This window comes from Paenibacillus sp. N119s (assembly GCF_059447605.1).
The window spans coordinates 1-15,715 of sequence record NZ_JCAJRU010000111.1 but is presented as its reverse complement, the minus strand read 5'-3'; the positions used below and the strand labels follow the sequence as shown (position 1 = coordinate 15,715).

13 protein-coding genes are annotated in these 15,715 nt (G+C 43.8%); 10 read left to right on the top strand and 3 right to left on the bottom strand.

Going from position 1 to position 15,715, the window contains the following annotated elements; genetic code table 11:
* Window positions 1–325: 325 nt before the first annotated feature.
* Entirely contained in the window at window positions 326–2,587 is a 2,262-nt protein-coding gene (locus AC5V8P_RS14125) for a helix-turn-helix transcriptional regulator (RefSeq protein ID WP_064796074.1), read from the top strand.
* On the opposite strand, the gene AC5V8P_RS14120 is transcribed toward AC5V8P_RS14125, so the two are convergent.
* The gene (locus AC5V8P_RS14120; RefSeq protein WP_064796075.1) at window positions 2,584–3,483 is read right to left on the bottom strand and encodes a carbohydrate ABC transporter permease; all 900 of its coding nucleotides are present in this window, start codon (window positions 3,481–3,483) and stop codon (window positions 2,584–2,586) included. The two genes, AC5V8P_RS14125 and AC5V8P_RS14120, sit on opposite strands and share 4 nt — an antisense overlap.
* Window positions 3,484–3,755: 272 nt before the next feature.
* On the opposite strand from AC5V8P_RS14120, the gene AC5V8P_RS14115 reads away from it, so the two are divergent.
* From AC5V8P_RS14115 to AC5V8P_RS14085, 7 genes are read left to right on the top strand one after another with little or no spacing between them, the layout of a single operon-like run.
* The gene (locus tag AC5V8P_RS14115) at window positions 3,756–4,721 is read left to right on the top strand and encodes an ABC transporter permease (RefSeq protein WP_064796076.1); all 966 of its coding nucleotides are present in this window, start codon (window positions 3,756–3,758) and stop codon (window positions 4,719–4,721) included.
* Between the two features lie 21 nt (window positions 4,722–4,742).
* Window positions 4,743–5,366 carry a YesL family protein gene (locus AC5V8P_RS14110; RefSeq protein WP_064796077.1) on the top strand — a complete coding sequence of 208 codons (624 nt, stop codon included), beginning with the start codon at window positions 4,743–4,745 and terminating at the stop codon, window positions 5,364–5,366.
* Window positions 5,367–5,393: 27 nt separating this feature from the next.
* On the top strand, window positions 5,394–6,914 hold the full coding sequence (locus AC5V8P_RS14105) for an extracellular solute-binding protein (RefSeq protein ID WP_064796078.1): 1,521 nt from the start codon (window positions 5,394–5,396) through the stop codon (window positions 6,912–6,914).
* A 17-nt stretch (window positions 6,915–6,931) separates the two neighbouring features.
* On the top strand, window positions 6,932–8,293 hold the full coding sequence (locus AC5V8P_RS14100) for a glycoside hydrolase family 28 protein (RefSeq protein ID WP_064796079.1): 1,362 nt from the start codon (window positions 6,932–6,934) through the stop codon (window positions 8,291–8,293).
* Between the two features lie 25 nt (window positions 8,294–8,318).
* Complete coding sequence (locus tag AC5V8P_RS14095; RefSeq protein ID WP_064796100.1) at window positions 8,319–9,203, top strand: dienelactone hydrolase family protein; 885 nt, start codon at window positions 8,319–8,321, stop codon at window positions 9,201–9,203.
* Window positions 9,204–9,228: 25 nt separating this feature from the next.
* Window positions 9,229–10,197 (top strand): pectinesterase family protein, encoded by a 969-nt coding sequence (locus AC5V8P_RS14090; protein WP_064796080.1) that lies wholly within the window; start codon window positions 9,229–9,231, stop codon window positions 10,195–10,197.
* Between the two features lie 6 nt (window positions 10,198–10,203).
* A complete protein-coding gene (locus AC5V8P_RS14085; RefSeq protein ID WP_064796081.1) occupies window positions 10,204–11,781 on the top strand; it encodes a glycoside hydrolase family 43 protein in 1,578 nt (525 codons plus the stop codon).
* Between the two features lie 56 nt (window positions 11,782–11,837).
* On the opposite strand, the gene AC5V8P_RS14080 is transcribed toward AC5V8P_RS14085, so the two are convergent.
* Window positions 11,838–12,725: a LysR family transcriptional regulator gene (locus AC5V8P_RS14080; RefSeq protein WP_064796082.1), complete on the bottom strand. Its 888-nt coding sequence runs from the start codon at window positions 12,723–12,725 to the stop codon at window positions 11,838–11,840.
* A gap of 118 nt (window positions 12,726–12,843) precedes the next feature.
* On the opposite strand from AC5V8P_RS14080, the gene AC5V8P_RS14075 reads away from it, so the two are divergent.
* Both AC5V8P_RS14075 and AC5V8P_RS14070 read left to right on the top strand, forming a co-directional pair.
* Entirely contained in the window at window positions 12,844–13,869 is a 1,026-nt protein-coding gene (locus tag AC5V8P_RS14075) for a YeiH family protein (RefSeq protein WP_064796083.1), read from the top strand.
* A gap of 190 nt (window positions 13,870–14,059) precedes the next feature.
* A complete protein-coding gene (locus AC5V8P_RS14070; protein ID WP_063210184.1) occupies window positions 14,060–15,574 on the top strand; it encodes a GH25 family lysozyme in 1,515 nt (504 codons plus the stop codon).
* Between the two features lie 84 nt (window positions 15,575–15,658).
* Here AC5V8P_RS14070 and AC5V8P_RS14065 read toward each other — a convergent pair.
* Window positions 15,659–15,715, bottom strand: a 57-nt coding sequence (locus AC5V8P_RS14065) for a DUF2642 domain-containing protein (RefSeq protein WP_495473686.1), incomplete at its 5' end; no start/stop codon positions are given.

The window sequence follows — 15,715 nt, the reverse complement described above, 5'->3', positions numbered from 1 at the left end:
TCCTTCATGTGAGGCCAAATGCTCGTAGCCACCGCCAGGTAACACCAATACAAAAGGACGGGCTTCATGTACCGCTACGGGATAGAGGGTGAGGAAGGAAGTATCTAGCGGAAATTCTTCTTTTACGATCTGTTCCTGAGTACTAACGACATGTAACATAAGAGACCTCCCAATTTCTTTTTAACTGCCGTTAAACCAAATAAAATCAACATAAATTGGAATGATACGGATGTAAAAAACAATGCACACGTGAAAAAAAAGATTTAAACCTCGAAATGAAAGCGCTATAATTTGATGTAATACCAAGAACCAAAGGGGGAGCGCAATGAAAAAAGGAAGAATGTTCTACACTATTTTTATTACGATTCTGGTTTTGGGAATAGGATTGGTGGCCAGCTTCGGCAGCTACATCTATTTTACAACAATTAGCTCCGTTGTGGAGAGAGTTTCCAATACCAAGCAAAGCTACATGGCACAGATCAGAAATAGCCTGGAACAGAAAATCCAAACGATTGAATACGCTTTTAATACGTATAGCACGACCAGTTCCTTTAGTGAAGTTGTCAAAAATCCCATTACAGAAAAAGATTTTGTAGCGTATCGGAATGTAAATACCCAGCTCAATTATATTGCTACGATGGGATTGGAAGGAACTGAGTATTCACTGATCAGTCTAAATCAGAATTGGAGAATCTCCAATGGAAGCCTGTCTTATTTGACGACAACGGAACGAGAAAAGCTGATTAGTACCTATATCGATCACCAAGAGAAGGGACTCTTCTGGATCAAAACAGATAAAGGAATCCACTTTGTGAATACCTTACCTGTGTTTTCCAAAAAGAAGCAGGCGATTGCGCTGTCTGATATTTCGTCGCAGACGTTAAGTCGTACCATTCAAACAGAGGACCATATGCCTGTGTTTATTTTGAATAACCAAGGCAACTTGATGTACGAAACGGAGCCTGCTACTTCCTTATTGTCGGCTCAGCAGCTTCAGCACATTTCGGAAGTGACGGCTAAATCAGACAACACAGGCATGCTCACATTGGAGAAAACGGAGCATCAGCCTGCACGACAAATCATTTATGCCAAATCTGCTTACAACAATTGGACTTACTTAACGGTATTAGACAAAAAAGAGATTGCAAACGCGTTTCAAACGACCAAATTTGGGATTATCATGATGGGCGTTGTTTTAACGCTTTTAATGGTGGTCGTAGCCTACATCATTGCCATTTACTTTACCAAGCCATTTCAGCAAATAAAACGCAGCTTGCCCAAAAATCCTAATTTGACTTTCAAAAATGAACCTTCCAAAAATGAAATTGAGTGGATTATTAATTCCATCGACAACATTGTAACCGAGAAGGAAAGCTTGGAAAGTCTCATACAGTCCGAAATGCCACAGTTGGAAACACAATTGATTCTCAACCTGTTTCGCAAACGTATTTCCGCAGAGGAATTGGTACGAAAAATGCCACGTCTGGGCTACCCGCAGATCGAGAATCAAATGTATATTACCTTGTTGGTTCAACTGGATAATCTGGGGGATCGGGAACCTTCGGATAAAGATGTTTTACTGCTGGCCATTAACAAGATCGTAGAAGAAACGATTCCAGAGCAGCAGCGTATGCTTCCCATCATTTTGAACGACAACACCCAGGCTACCATATTAATACTGGCAAATAAGAGTGCACAGGAAATGAGAAAGCAAGTGCTGGATCATGCGTCCCTTTTGATTCAGAATGTAAAAGAGTATCTAAATGTATCTATCAGCATCGGTATAAGCACAGCGTATGATAACTTGTTAGACAGCAAAGAAGCTTGTGAGATGAGCAAGCAAGCATTGCACCACCGTTTGAATCTGGGTAAAGAGTCGATTATTTTTTATGAAGATATTTCCATGGTCATTTCAGGGCCGGTGCTGCTTCACTATCCTGCAGAATTGGAGTCAAATCTGTTTGATGCCATCCGCATAGGGGATGAAGAGCAGGTACATCATACCGTACACTCTTTATTGGCGGAAATGATGACAAAGAACAATCATTCCATGAACTTTGAAGTATTGTTGGTACGGTTTGTCAATAATCTTATCCAACTAGAGCAGCTATTAGGGATTGAAGTGCTGCTAACGCAAGACAATCATGCCCTGTATCACCGTTTGCTGGACATTCGTAACCCGGAGGAGATAGAACGTATGCTGTTAGAGCAGGTTATTCTCCCCATGGTAAAAAGCATGAAGGAGAAGACCAATCAGCAATTCCGTTGTCTCTCTGAGAAAATAGCCGCGATTATCCGTGCTGAATATGACCAGGAATTATCATTGGAACTCATTGGAGACCGACTACATTACAATCCGAATTATTTAAGCAGCATTTTTAAAAAAGAATACGGAACGACGTTCAGTGAATATCTGATGGGCTATCGCCTGCAAATGAGCAAAAAGTGGCTCGTTGAGACAGATATGACGATTAAAGAAATTGCCGAGCGACTGCAATATCATAATTCGCAAAACTTCATCCGCTCTTTTCGGAAAAAAGAACAGGTTACACCAGGGGCTTATCGAAAGATGAAGCAAGCCAATTAACCTTTAACCGCCCCCAACAAAGCTCCTTTGACAAAATGCTTTTGCACAAATGGATACACGATTAACATCGGAACGGTCGCTATGACAATGACCGCCATCTTAATCGTCTGCGCAGGCGGGATGACATCTACCGCGGTTCCTTCTGCCTGCATACCACTGGAAACGATAACAATTTGGCGAAGCAGGACTTGAATCGGCCATTTGGCAGAATCATTGATATAGAGAATGGCATGCATGTACGTATTCCAGTAGGCAACAGCGTAGAACAAAGAAATAGTTGCAATGGAAGGCAGGGCTAAGGGCAACATAATTTTAAAGAAGATTCCAAAATCGTTGCATCCGTCCATCTTAGCCGATTCCTCCAAATCATCCGGCAATGCCTGAAAAAAGTTACGCATGATAATCAGGTTAAACGCATTGATGGCTACGGGCAGAATCAAGGACCAATACGAATTGATCAGCCCCATGCTTTTGACAACGAGGAATGTCGGAATCATCCCCCCGCTAAACAACATAGAGAACACGACAATAAAGTTAATTGTATTGCGGCCAAGGAGATATTTTCGGGATAATCCATAAGCCATAAAAGCGGTAAAAATCATACTTACAACTGTACCCACGATCGTTACTCCGATCGAAACCCCAAGTCCTCTAAAAATCGTTGGAGTGGATAGGATATAGCGATAAGCATCCAAAGAAACAGTAACAGGGAATAAAATGAACTTCTTGGCCACTACTTCCTCAGTTGAAGCAAATGAGCTGGCGATGATATTCAAAAAAGGCAAGAGACAAGTGAGGGCAATGAGAATCAAGAGTGTACTATTTACAATGTTGAAGATACGACTGCCCAGAGATTCTTTTTTTCGTGATTTTGGTTTGAATAATGGCTGTTCCAATGTGGGTGACCTCCTTGTAATCGTTTACATTTAAACCTTATCAAGAGGAAAGAATTCCGTATATAATCATAACTTGAGGTGTTCTCTAAGGGTGAAAACAAGAGGATAATCATTAAGTTGTGTAGTAATCATTATCTGAGGTGAAAAGGGTGTAAAGTAGGCTGTTCGCCTATTTTTGTAAACGCTATCATTTTATGATTATATGCGGAATGCCGAAAATAACGTACTCTTGAAAGCGTATACAGGAACGTTTGAAGGAGGTCGAACTACTAATGAAAGTCTCAAGTGCCCCCGCACCAAATATGAAGATGAGAATGAAAAAGAACAAAAGAACGACGGAAAGCCTTTTACGAATCCAGAAACACAAGCTACTCTATCTGATGGTTTTACCCGGGCTGGTTTACTTCATTATTTTCAAGTATTTCCCTATGGGGGGACTGGTAATTGCATTTCAGGATTATCAAGCTTTTCAGGGAATCACAGGCAGTCCATGGGTAGGAATGAAGCATTTTATTCGTTTGTTTACTGAGCCTACTTTTTTTATGTTGCTTCGCAATACGCTGGTTTTATTTGCACTGAATATTGTAATCTTTTTTCCATTGCCGATCATATTGGCGCTTATGCTGAACGAGGTTAGGAAGATGTTTTTCAAAAACATTATTCAAACCATTATCTACATTCCGCATTTTATGTCATGGGTTATTATCGTTTCGATTTCTTATGTATTCCTGACGGTGGACGGCGGTGTGCTGAATGAAATAATTGCCGCGCTGGGCGGTGAAAAGATCAGCTTCTTGACATCTCCGCAATGGCTGCGAACAGTTTATATCGGGCAAGTGATTTGGAAGGAACTCGGCTGGTCTACCATCATTTATTTATCTGCAATTACAGTGGTGGATACACAATTGTATGAGGCGGCAGAGATGGACGGCGCTGGACGTTTGCGCAAGACATGGCACGTTACGTTGCCAGCGATCCGCCCGGTTATTATTACGTTGTTAATTTTGAAAATCGGGAGCACGTTGGATTTGGGTTTTGAGCATATGTATCTGTTATTGAACTCATTAAACCGCGAGGTTGCCGAAATCTTTGACACCTATATTTATACTGCGGGCTTAAAAAATGGACAGTTAAGTTTCAGTACGACAGTAGGACTATTTAAAGGTGTAGTAGGTTTGATTCTGATTATGTTCTCCAATCGACTCGCTAAGAAATTTGGTGAGGACGGCGTTTACTAATGACGATGGGAAGGATGCAAAATGGTACGGTTTGTAGAAAACATGAACAAATGGTGCATGTGCCTGTTACGCCTGGTCTACCTGAACTTGCTGTGGACGATTGCGACGATCATGGGCCTGGGTTTTATAGGTGTGGGACCTGCAACCGTTGCTATGCTTAGCATTTTAAGGCAATGGATTCGGGGCAATGAAGAAATCGCCATTTTCTCGACGTTTGTACGTTACTTTAAAGAAAGCTTTAAAGAAGCAGTTATCATTGGCGGGCTTTACAGCGTTGTGGGTTATGTGCTCTACGTGGATATCGTCAACGTCTCCTCCTGGTATGTTCGTGTGGTGACACTGATGGGTGCCTTTTTGTATCTTATCTCTTTGGCATACATTTTTCCTTTGCTGGCTCACTATGATTGGAAAGGCATCAGACTGAAGATCAAGATGTCGATTGTCATTGGATTTTCGTATTTACAATATACACTTGTTCTTTTTGTAGCCATTGTCGTGCTTTATTCATTGATTCTAGGCCTGTACCCAGGAATTCTGACTTTTGCCGGAGCGAGCCTTATCGGTTATCTCGTGATGTGGATGACGCATCAGGTATTCAGCAAAATAGAGCGAGAGGTTCTGGTGAAAGAGGAAGATATGGCATGAATATACAACAGAAAAGGAGCAAACACGATGAAAAAAGGTACCAAGATGAAAAAGGGAGTATCGGGTCTTCTTGCCGCACTGATGGTCATGAGTGTTTTTCTAGCGGCTTGTGGTGACAAAGGGGCAGAGGAAAAAAGCAGCCAAACCTATGATCCCAAATCCAAACTGGAATTTACCTGGCTGAACGTACTCCACACCGCCTCTCCGCCTACTGAAACGATTAAAAGTAAAATCGAAGAATACACCAATTCCAAAATTACGTTCAACTGGGTGCCGGATGCTTCCAAGGAAGAGAGAATTACCACCGCACTGGCTTCTGGTGAATTGGCAGATATGGTGACTTTGACGATGATGACAAATTCCTCAGTGCGTAGTTCATTGAAATCAGGACTATTCTGGGACGTGGGCAAATATTTAGATGATTATGAAAATTTAAAAAAGATCCCGCCTGAAGTACGCGAAGCCGCTTCCATTGAAGGGGTGCTGTATGGGGTTCCATTCCAAAAGAATCTCGCCCGCGCGGGTCTGGTCATTCGTCAGGATTGGCTGGATCGCTTAGGTCTGAAGGTGCCAACCACACTGAATGAACTGTATGAAGTTGCGAGAGCGTTTACAGAAGATGATCCGGATGGCAACGGAAAAAATGATACGACTGGGTTTGTTGACAGATCGGATCTGCGTTATAGCAGTTTCAAAACGTTAAGTTCCTACTTTGGAACACCTAATGGCTGGAAAGTAGATGAAAACGGGAAGTTTACGCCGGAGTTTGATACTCCTCAATATATGGAGACCTTAAAGTATTCCAATAAATTATACAAAAACGGGTATCTCTCCAAAGACTTTGCCGTAACCGCTAAAACGGACCAGCAACAACAATTTGCACAAGGTAAAGCAGGAATTTATACAGGCATGATTGATATCTCTAACCTTAGAACCTTGTCTCAAGGCTTACAAAAAGGTCTGAAGCTGGTGCCTGTTAACAAGATTTCGAATGGAGATGGACAATATCACGTATGGTCTGAAGGAAGTGGTGTAGGAGGCTTGCTGGCCTTTCCGAAATCTGAAGTAAAGACGGAAGCTGAGTTGAAGAGACTGCTGCAATTTGTAGATGATTTAATTGACAAGGATGTATATATGTACATGACCGGTGGTATTGAAGGTACTCATTATAAAATCGAAAAGGATGGTTCCTTCAAAATTATAGATACAGATTTGTGGCAAGCAGACGTACAGCCGTTTTCAAGCTCCAGACCAAGTGAAGTCACTTATAACTTAAAGGATGCCAATCCAGAAAAGGAAATGGCTAATGAATTAGTGCGAGAAAATAATAAATTTGCTGTTCTGGACCCGACAGTGCCGCTGGATTCAGTCACTGCTAATGAGCAAGGAACAGAGCTGGAGAAAATTATTACTGACGCCTCCTTCAAATTTATTATGGGTGAACTTGATGAAGCCGGATTCAAAGCAGCTGTGGAAAACTGGAAACAATCAGGCGGAGCACGAATTACCGCTGAGTATGAGGAAGCGTATAAGAAAACGAAAAAATAAAGACAGGAGAGAAAGAAATGCAATTATATAACATTGTAGATTATGGGGCAGTTCAGGGTGGTACAACGATGGCAACAGAGGCCATTGCGGCTGCCATAGAGGCGGCCAGTAATGCTGGGGGAGGAACTGTTTTGGTTCCGTCTGGAACGTATTTGACGGGCGCTATTTTTCTGAAAAGTAACATCGAACTGCATTTAAGCCCAGGCGCAATTCTTTCCTTCAGTACGGAACTGGCTGATTACCCTGTAGTAGAATCCAGATGGGAAGGCGTTCAGCGGGAAGTACATGCCTCGTGCATTTATGGAGAGAACCTTGAGAATATTTCGCTTACAGGCAGTGGAACGCTGGAAGGAAATGGTCAGCCGTGGTGGGAAAAGCATCGGAATCACTCTGAGGAGTTACAGTATCCAAGACCCAAATTAATCAGCTTTGACCGCTGTCAGCGGATCACCATTAAAGATCTCATATTGAAAAATTCCCCAAGTTGGACTGTAAACCCCATTGCTTGCTATAACGTTACGATTGATAATTTGTCCATTCTTAACCCGGCAGACTCACCCAATACAGATGGTATTAATCCCGAATCCTGTTCCAATGTTCGTATCAGCAACTGCAACATAGATGTAGGCGATGACTGTATTGCGATTAAAGCAGGAACCGAAGATACCCAAGAGCGGATTCCTTGTGAAAATATTACGATTACCAACTGTACAATGGTCCACGGTCATGGTGCTGTCGTACTTGGAAGCGAAATGAGCGGAGATATTCGTAATGTTACGATCAGCAATTGCGTGTTCAAGCAAACAGATCGGGGCATACGTCTGAAATCCAGACGGGGACGCGGCGGAATCATCGAGGATATTCGCGTCAGCAACATTGTGATGGAGGAGGTCATTTGTCCATTTATTCTGAACCTATATTATTTCTGCGGACCCCGGGGCAAGGACAAATATGTGTGGGATAAAAATCCCTATCCGGTTACGGATGAAACTCCGTGCTTTAGACGAATCCATTTTTCCGATATCACGGCACGTCAGGTTCATGCGGCGGCTGGCTTCTTATACGGACTTGCAGAGCAATATATTGCTGAAATTACATTTTCTAATATTGATATTTCTATGGCTAAAAATGCGATTCCCGGACGTCCGGCTATGATGTCAGGAATTGAGGATATGAATAACCGTGGTTTTTATCTAGGTAACGTGAGGGATATTCGGTTTCAACAGGTCACAATTGAGAATCACGGAGGTCCTGCCTTTTATATTGAAAATGGGGAAGACGTTGAAATCAATCGCTGCCACTCGAAGAATACAGCTCAGCCTGAAAAGCTTATAGAACAAGTAAAGATACAACCTTCTGAACAAAATGTGCTGAAATAGGAGGGAGTGAAAGGTGCATAAAACCGTGGATAAGTTGCAAGCATTGCTGGGGGACCTTCCGGCAGATCGCCCTATCACGGCAACTCTGCTGAATCAAGAAGAGCGGGAGAGATATCAACTGGAGTGTCTCCTGCTGGACTTGAACGGGATCGAGTCTGTACCCGCTTATGTAGCTACACCAATACAAGGGGATGGTCCGTTCCCATTGGTCGTTTTTAACCATTCACATGGGGGCAACTATACGAATGGACGTAGGGAGCTGCTACATAGCAGTCCTTACCTGCAGCAGCCCTCGTTTGCTACAGTTCTGACAGACATGGGATATTGCGCGTGCTGTATCGACATGTGGGGCTTCAATGAACGTGGAGGTAAAACCGAGAGCGAGCTGGTAAAAGAAATGCTCTGGCAGGGCCAGGTGCTGTGGGGCATGATGCTGTACGATAACCGTCGTTTGGTAGATTACATGTGCCAGCGTGAGGACATTGATGCTTCCCGTATCGCGACGATCGGCATGTCGATGGGTGGACTCATGGCATGGTGGCTGGCTGCTTTAGATGAACGGATACAGGTCACGGTTGATATCTGCGGACAGGTAGATGCCCATACGCTGATCGCCAAAAGAGGATTGGATCATCATGGCTTCTATTCCTATGTTCCCGGCTTGTTAAAGCATTTCACCACGCTGGATATTCAGAAACGGATCGTACCTCGTCCCCGGATGAGTATAACAGGTCAAAATGATCGGATGTGTCCTATAGAAGGAGTCGAGCATTTGGCAGAAGGATTGTTGGAAGCTTACCAGAAAGCAGGTCACCCGGAGCATTGGCAGCCTGTGATTGCGGGCGGTGGACATATGGAAACCATGGAAATGCGAATGGCTTGGCAGTCATTTTTAGCTGAACACATGTAAATCAAATGAAAGGATTGGGGTAACCATGCTAGTCGGAAAAGAATCCTTTTGTGATTTCCACACCATTCAGGAGGCGATTAATGTATTGGAGCAATCGCCTTCCAACGAAATGGAAACGCTAACTATTTTATCGGGCACCTATGTGGAAGAGGTGCGGATTTACCGTTCCAATCTACATATCATAGGCATCGGGCAGGTAGAGATTCGAATGGGTCGGTATGCTAGGGAACGGGATGAAGCAGGTGAGGAAATAGGAACCTTCGCGACGCCGACTTTATTCTTAGGCGGCAGCCATCTGATCCTGGAAAATCTCAACATCTCCAACACGGCTGGACAGGGAGAACACATTGGGCAGGCCGTTGCGGTATACGCTCATTGTGATCGAACTGTCTTTAGAAACTGTACCTTTAAAGGGTACCAGGACACGTTATTTACAGGCCCTTTGCCTCCTGCACCGAAAGAACGATTGCAGTTTGGTGGAATTCCCTTGAAAGAACATCATGCACACTATCGCCACCTCTATCAGCATTGTTACATCGAGGGTACGATAGATTTCATTTTTGGCGGGGCTACCGCTTACTTTGAAGATTGCGAGATTCGTAGTTTGCGTCACCATAAGAACCATACAAGCTACGTTACAGCCGCCTCTACGCCTCAAGGACAAACGTACGGCTATGTCTTCGATCATTGCTATTTAACCGCAGAGCCTGAGATTACCCCTGTTTTTTTGGGCCGTCCGTGGCGGGAGTATGCCAAAACCGTATTTGTGGATTGTAAAATGGGTGGTCATATTGACCCACGCGGATGGGATAATTGGGGAAATATCGCGAATGAGAAAACCGTCTGCTATCAGGAATATGGTGGGTCTGATGAAATAGCTTCTTTACGTCAGCAACGTGTTCCGTGGGCAGATTGTTTTGAAGCGAGGACAGAAGAATGGAGCAAGGAACAGGTTTTTGAGGGGATCGCATTTTGGAAGAGTAAGGAGAAGTGATGTCTCATGATGATCCAAAACCCTATCTTAAAAGGTTTTAATCCCGATCCGTGTATTACGCGAGTAAAAGATACTTACTATATTGTAGTGTCATCGTTTGAGTGGCTGCCTGGAGTACGGGTGTATCAATCCAAAGATTTGGCTCTTTGGGAGCACTGTACGGATATTTTGACTGACCAGGTTGATTTGAGAGGCAATCCAAAAAATTGTAGCATTTGGGCACCGCAGCTAAGCTATGCGGATAGCCTGTTTTATCTGCTCTATACTGATGTGAAAAGCACCAAGCGTCCATTCAAGGACGTTCATAATTTTGTGATAACGGCGCCTTCGATCCACGGACCGTGGTCTGAGCCTGTTTATCTGAACAGTAGTGGATTTGACCCGTCTTTATTTCACGATGAGGATGGACGCAAATGGCTATTGAATACATTGTGGGATTACCGCATGTTGGAGAGCAATAAGTCTTCGGGTATCGTCATGCAGGAGTATGACAGCCAGCAACAGCGACTTATTGGCGAGCCTGTTAAAATTTTTGACTGCACTCCACTGAAGAAGACAGAAGCGCCCCACATCTATAGACAGAACGGTTATTACTATCTTGTTACAGCGGAAGGTGGGACGGGTACGGGGCATGCAGTGACCGTAGCACGCTCCAAGCAGATATCCGGTCCGTATGAAGTAGACTCGCATAACCCGATGCTTACATCTCGTGATCAGTTGAATTTCCCGTTACAATGTGCAGGACATGGCAGTCTGGTACAAACACCAGACGGTGAATGGTACATGGCTCATTTATGTACACGTCCGGTGGAGGGGAAATATGCCATTTTAGGGCGCGAGACAGCTTTGCAGCAGGTCTATTGGAATGATGAAGGCTGGCTGCGCTTAACCGCCGGGGGCCATACACCTCAACTGGAGGTGCCTGCGCCTCAAGGGACAATTTCGGTTAAGCAAGAGCAGCAGGAGTATATTTTCGAAGACTTTTTCGAGGGTCCCACACTTGACAAAACGTGGAACACATTGCGTATCCTGGCGGACGATAGCTGGTGTTCATTAAGCCAGCGTCCGGGCTACCTTCGGATTCATGCTGGAGAATCCATACAAAGTCTGTTCCAGCATCACGTGCTTGCCATTCGGCAAACGGATCATCACTTTCGGGTAGAAACAGCACTGGAGTATCAGCCAACCAGCTATTTGCAAATGGCGGGGCTGTTGCTGTACCTCAATGAAGAGGACTATTTGTATGCGTATGTTAGCTATGAAGAGGGAGTGGGAAAAGTGCTGCGCATGATGCGATGTGAAGCTAATTCATTTACATTAGTTCCACAGGTGATAGCCCTTCAGAGTGATCTTCCTGTTCATTTGGCTGTAGGGGTTCATGCATCCCATGCACAATTTTATTATGGAGTTGGAGATGAGCCTGCCTGGAAGCGACTTTTTGAAATACAGGATATCAGCTTTTTGTCCGGAGGATTTACAGGGAACTTTGTAGGTATTGCTGCTCATGATATGCAACAATTTCAAGGGAGCTATGCTGACTTTTCCCATTTCTTATATCATGGTAAGGATCATCTCTCCTCATAAAAAATATAATACTGACTATATTGCAAGCACCTTAATGGGTGCTTTTTTTCTGTACATTACCTTTTCACACTATAGTCTCGCAAAATCTCCAAAAAAGCGGTGGTTGCCTTTGTCTCAAATACCACAGATGGAGTGAGAAAAGAAAATTTCCGAATGAACGGAAGATTGACAATATCCAACACTTCTAAGGTTCCTAAAGCCAGTTCCTTTTGAATCACCCACTGGGACAGCAAAGAAATTCCCAAGCCTGCTTCTACAGACTCTTTGATGATCTGTGTACTACCAAAATTCATCATATGAGAAGGATAAAATCCGAGCTGTGCAAACATCCTTTCAGCCGCCTCACGGGTTCCAGAGCCCTCTTCCCGCAGAATCCAGATGTCTTCTTGCAGCTCACTTATATCCACTTGAGATGTACCAGCCAAACGATGATTTTGCGGAACGACGATAACCATTTCATCATCGGCGAAGGATTCAATATGTAAATGCTCATGCTGAAATTCTCCTTCGATAATGCCTACATCCAGTTGATTATGGATCACGAGCTTTTCGATTTCCAGCGTATTGCCGATGATAATGGAAGGCTGAATGAGTGGGTACTGGATTCTCATTTGCGCAATTACATGCGGCAGTACATATTCACCATACGTATAGCTTGCCCCAATAGCCAGGTTACCCTTTGCCGTATGCATCAGCTCGTCCACCAAGTACTGCATACGTGTATGGAGTCGAATAATTTCCTGGGCATGATGGTACACAATTTCTCCTGCTTTAGTTAAGCGCACATATTTATTACTTCGCTCTAGAAGTCGGGTTCCTACACTGCGTTCCAGTGTTTGAATATATTGGCTTACCGCAGGCTGGGTCATATGTAGCGCCTCAGCAGCGCGTGTGAAGTTTTGTTTTTCCGCGACTTTAACAAATACAATTAAAGACTGGTCCAAAAGTTATTCCTCCAATTTCATCATGCCTATTTACTTATGATCATTATTATAATGATTTATTTTTCTTATAACAAAATACATATTAAGCTGTATGCATGTAGAACTGGAGGGAATCAGCATGAAAAGTCATATTCAACACGTCAAATTTTTATTGAACAAAGGTCGATTGTTTCGATTTTTATTCGGCATTGTGCTAACGATGATCTTTGCACTGGCAGGGTACGGTCTAAACGAAGTGCCCGGCTTTCATTATGTAGGCCCATTGGCATGTGCGATGTTTCTCGCTATACTATACCGACAGTTGTGGGGATACCCTGAAGCTGTACGCTCAGGAATTGAGTTCTCAGCCAAGAAAATATTGCGCGGAGCTATTGTTTTATATGGACTGAAGCTAAATATGGATGATGTTATTCATCATGGGCTGGGTTTGCTTTTGCGCGATATAGGCACTGTGGTATTTGCCATTTTGTTCACGGTTTGGCTCGCCAAACGATTTAAGGCAGATGCTTCGCTTTCGCTTCTTCTCGGTATTGGAACCGGAGTTTGTGGTGCAGCAGCCATTGCAGCTGTTTCTCCTATATTGAAGTCCGACGATGAGGATACAGCTATAGGTGTTGGACTCATTGCCTTGGTTGGCACGGTATTTGCTATTTTGTTTACAGTGCTTCGGCCTTGGCTTCCTCTGACAGATATACAGTATGGAATCTGGTCAGGCATCAGTTTACATGAAATTGCACATGTGGCTTTAGCGGCAGCACCTGCTGGACAGGATGCTCTTGCCATGGCCTTGCTCGCCAAACTGGGACGTGTTTTCTTACTCATACCGCTTAGCTTTATTTTAATGTATTGGATGAAACGTACTGGAAAGATGCGTACGGGTACTAAAGTGGAATTCCCCTGGTTCCTCATCGGTTTTATAGCGGCAAGTATTCTGGGGAGTTACGTTTTTGGAAAATATATTGTCGTTTCACCTAAGCTAATGAACGAATTTTCCCAGCTTACTACCTTTATGTTAACAATGGCTATGGTAGGCATGGGGCTGAATGTGAGCTTTAAGACTTTGCGAGAAAAGGCCATGCTGCCCTTACTTGTACTTTCTATTACTTCGATCATTCTTGTAGGACTAACATTTGTAACTGTATGAATAACTGGAATGAGCTCTGCTTGCGTATAGCTGGTAGAGCTTTTTAGTACTTTCGTATGATTAGGCTGAAATATATAATGAAATTATCGTAACTTTTTACATAGGAGTCGCGTCTATCAAAATGGAGGGTTCTGAGGGCCGTAGAAAGTAAGATTTTTATAGCGAAAAATTAGAGAATGGTAGGGTACATATGAAGAAAATTGGTTTATTTGCTTTTTTGTTTCTGTTTCTATTAGCATTTCCAGGAGAAAGTCACGCGGCGTCTTCAAATTCGCATATTCAACTGGATGGTAAAGATATAAGTGCCGGTAAAGGAGCGCAAATTCAGCAAGTACAGGGCAATGTGCTGGTTCCACTCCGTCTTATTGTAGAGGAATTGGGGTATAGCGTGAATTGGGAGTCCAAGACAGGGACCGTAACTATACATAAGCAAAATATTAACCTAAGTCTTCAGGTCAACAATCCTATTGCCTCAGTTAATGGCCAACCGATAGGGCTGGCTGTAGCTCCTTTGCTGAACGGGGGAACGACTTATGTTCCGCTTCGCTTTGTATCTGAACAGACGGGAATGGAAGTGTCCTGGAACAACGAGCTTAAAACTGTGTTCTTGACGACTCCGCCTGCTTCAAGCGGTAACAGCGTAACCACCTCAGCTGCAAGTGATACAACAGCTAGTGAACGTACGGCTATAAATCAAATTAGCTTCAATAATCATCAATTAACGGTAACGGTGGATGGAAAGGTAAGCCCCAAAGTAACCACGTTGACCCAACCCGATCGTATTGTTGTAGACATACCTGATGCGAAGTTTGGTGAGGAATTTCCATCATCGCAATCTTTTAATAATGGAGGACAAGGAAGTTTTTCAGTTACTGACGACGCAGATGCTTCCAAAGTGAGATACTCCATGTTTAGTACAAGCCCAGCCTCGGTACGTATTGTGGTCGATCTTGATCACAGCACACCCTTTCATCTAATCAATACTGATGATGATAAAGTTGTCATTGCGTTGGATCAGGCATCCGAAGAGCCAGCATCTACCGAGACTGTGACTACTGTACCTGTTGAGCCTACAATTTCTTCCAACGGTCACGCACAGGGGATTGACGTTTCTCACTATAATGGCAATATTGATTGGCAGCAGGTGGCGGCGGCAGGCAAGACGTTTGCTTTCATTAAAGCTACAGAGGGCACCAAATATCAAGACAATCAATTTTTAGCTAATGTCCAGGGGGCCAGAGATGCTAACATTCTGGTTGGGGCCTACCACTTTTTGAACGCAACTACCATGGATGGAGCTCGTCAGGAAGCGGCTAATTTTGCCAGGGCTTTAGACTCAGCAGGAGGCAGGCTGGATTTGCCCCCTGTAATGGATTATGAAAATAATCCTAAAGGTCTTACACCCGCACAAATCAGTGAAGTGGCTCATGCTTTTTTGGATGAGATGGAGAAGCTTACCGGACGTGAGCCGATCGTATATACGGGAAATGTCTTTGCTTCTAAGTTTGATCCTACGTTTTCTATGTACAAACTGTGGGTAGCGCGATACAGCACTACGCAAAAGCCGACTGCGGTTCCAGCTTGGAATAGCTGGTGGGCTTGGCAGTACAGCAGCACAGGCAGCGTTCCAGGCATCCGTGGTCAAGTCGACCTAGATGAATACAATGGAACGATAGACGAGCTTCGTGCTTCACTGGGACTGTAGGAGGGCTTGATTAGCAGGTTTTTTATAGGAAAATCCTCGCGAATCCGGATCAGGATCTGCGAGGATTTTTGATGTCTGCTTTGTTTAGCTAGGCATGATCCATACGATCTCGCAGATTCGAACAAAGAATTTTTTGCCGTA

Excerpts from the sequence above, each read along its gene's own strand:
- AC5V8P_RS14125 (WP_064796074.1), top strand. The coding sequence starts at position 326 with ATGAAAAAAGGAAGAATGTTCTACACTATTTTTATTACGATTCTGGTT.
- AC5V8P_RS14100 (WP_064796079.1), top strand. The coding sequence starts at position 6,932 with ATGCAATTATATAACATTGTAGATTATGGGGCAGTTCAGGGTGGTACA.
- AC5V8P_RS14115 (WP_064796076.1), top strand. The coding sequence starts at position 3,756 with ATGAAAGTCTCAAGTGCCCCCGCACCAAATATGAAGATGAGAATGAAA.
- AC5V8P_RS14090 (WP_064796080.1), top strand. The coding sequence starts at position 9,229 with ATGCTAGTCGGAAAAGAATCCTTTTGTGATTTCCACACCATTCAGGAG.
- AC5V8P_RS14085 (WP_064796081.1), top strand. The coding sequence starts at position 10,204 with ATGATGATCCAAAACCCTATCTTAAAAGGTTTTAATCCCGATCCGTGT.
- AC5V8P_RS14105 (WP_064796078.1), top strand. The coding sequence starts at position 5,394 with ATGAAAAAAGGTACCAAGATGAAAAAGGGAGTATCGGGTCTTCTTGCC.
- AC5V8P_RS14070 (WP_063210184.1), top strand. The coding sequence starts at position 14,060 with ATGAAGAAAATTGGTTTATTTGCTTTTTTGTTTCTGTTTCTATTAGCA.
- AC5V8P_RS14110 (WP_064796077.1), top strand. The coding sequence starts at position 4,743 with ATGGTACGGTTTGTAGAAAACATGAACAAATGGTGCATGTGCCTGTTA.
- AC5V8P_RS14075 (WP_064796083.1), top strand. The coding sequence starts at position 12,844 with ATGAAAAGTCATATTCAACACGTCAAATTTTTATTGAACAAAGGTCGA.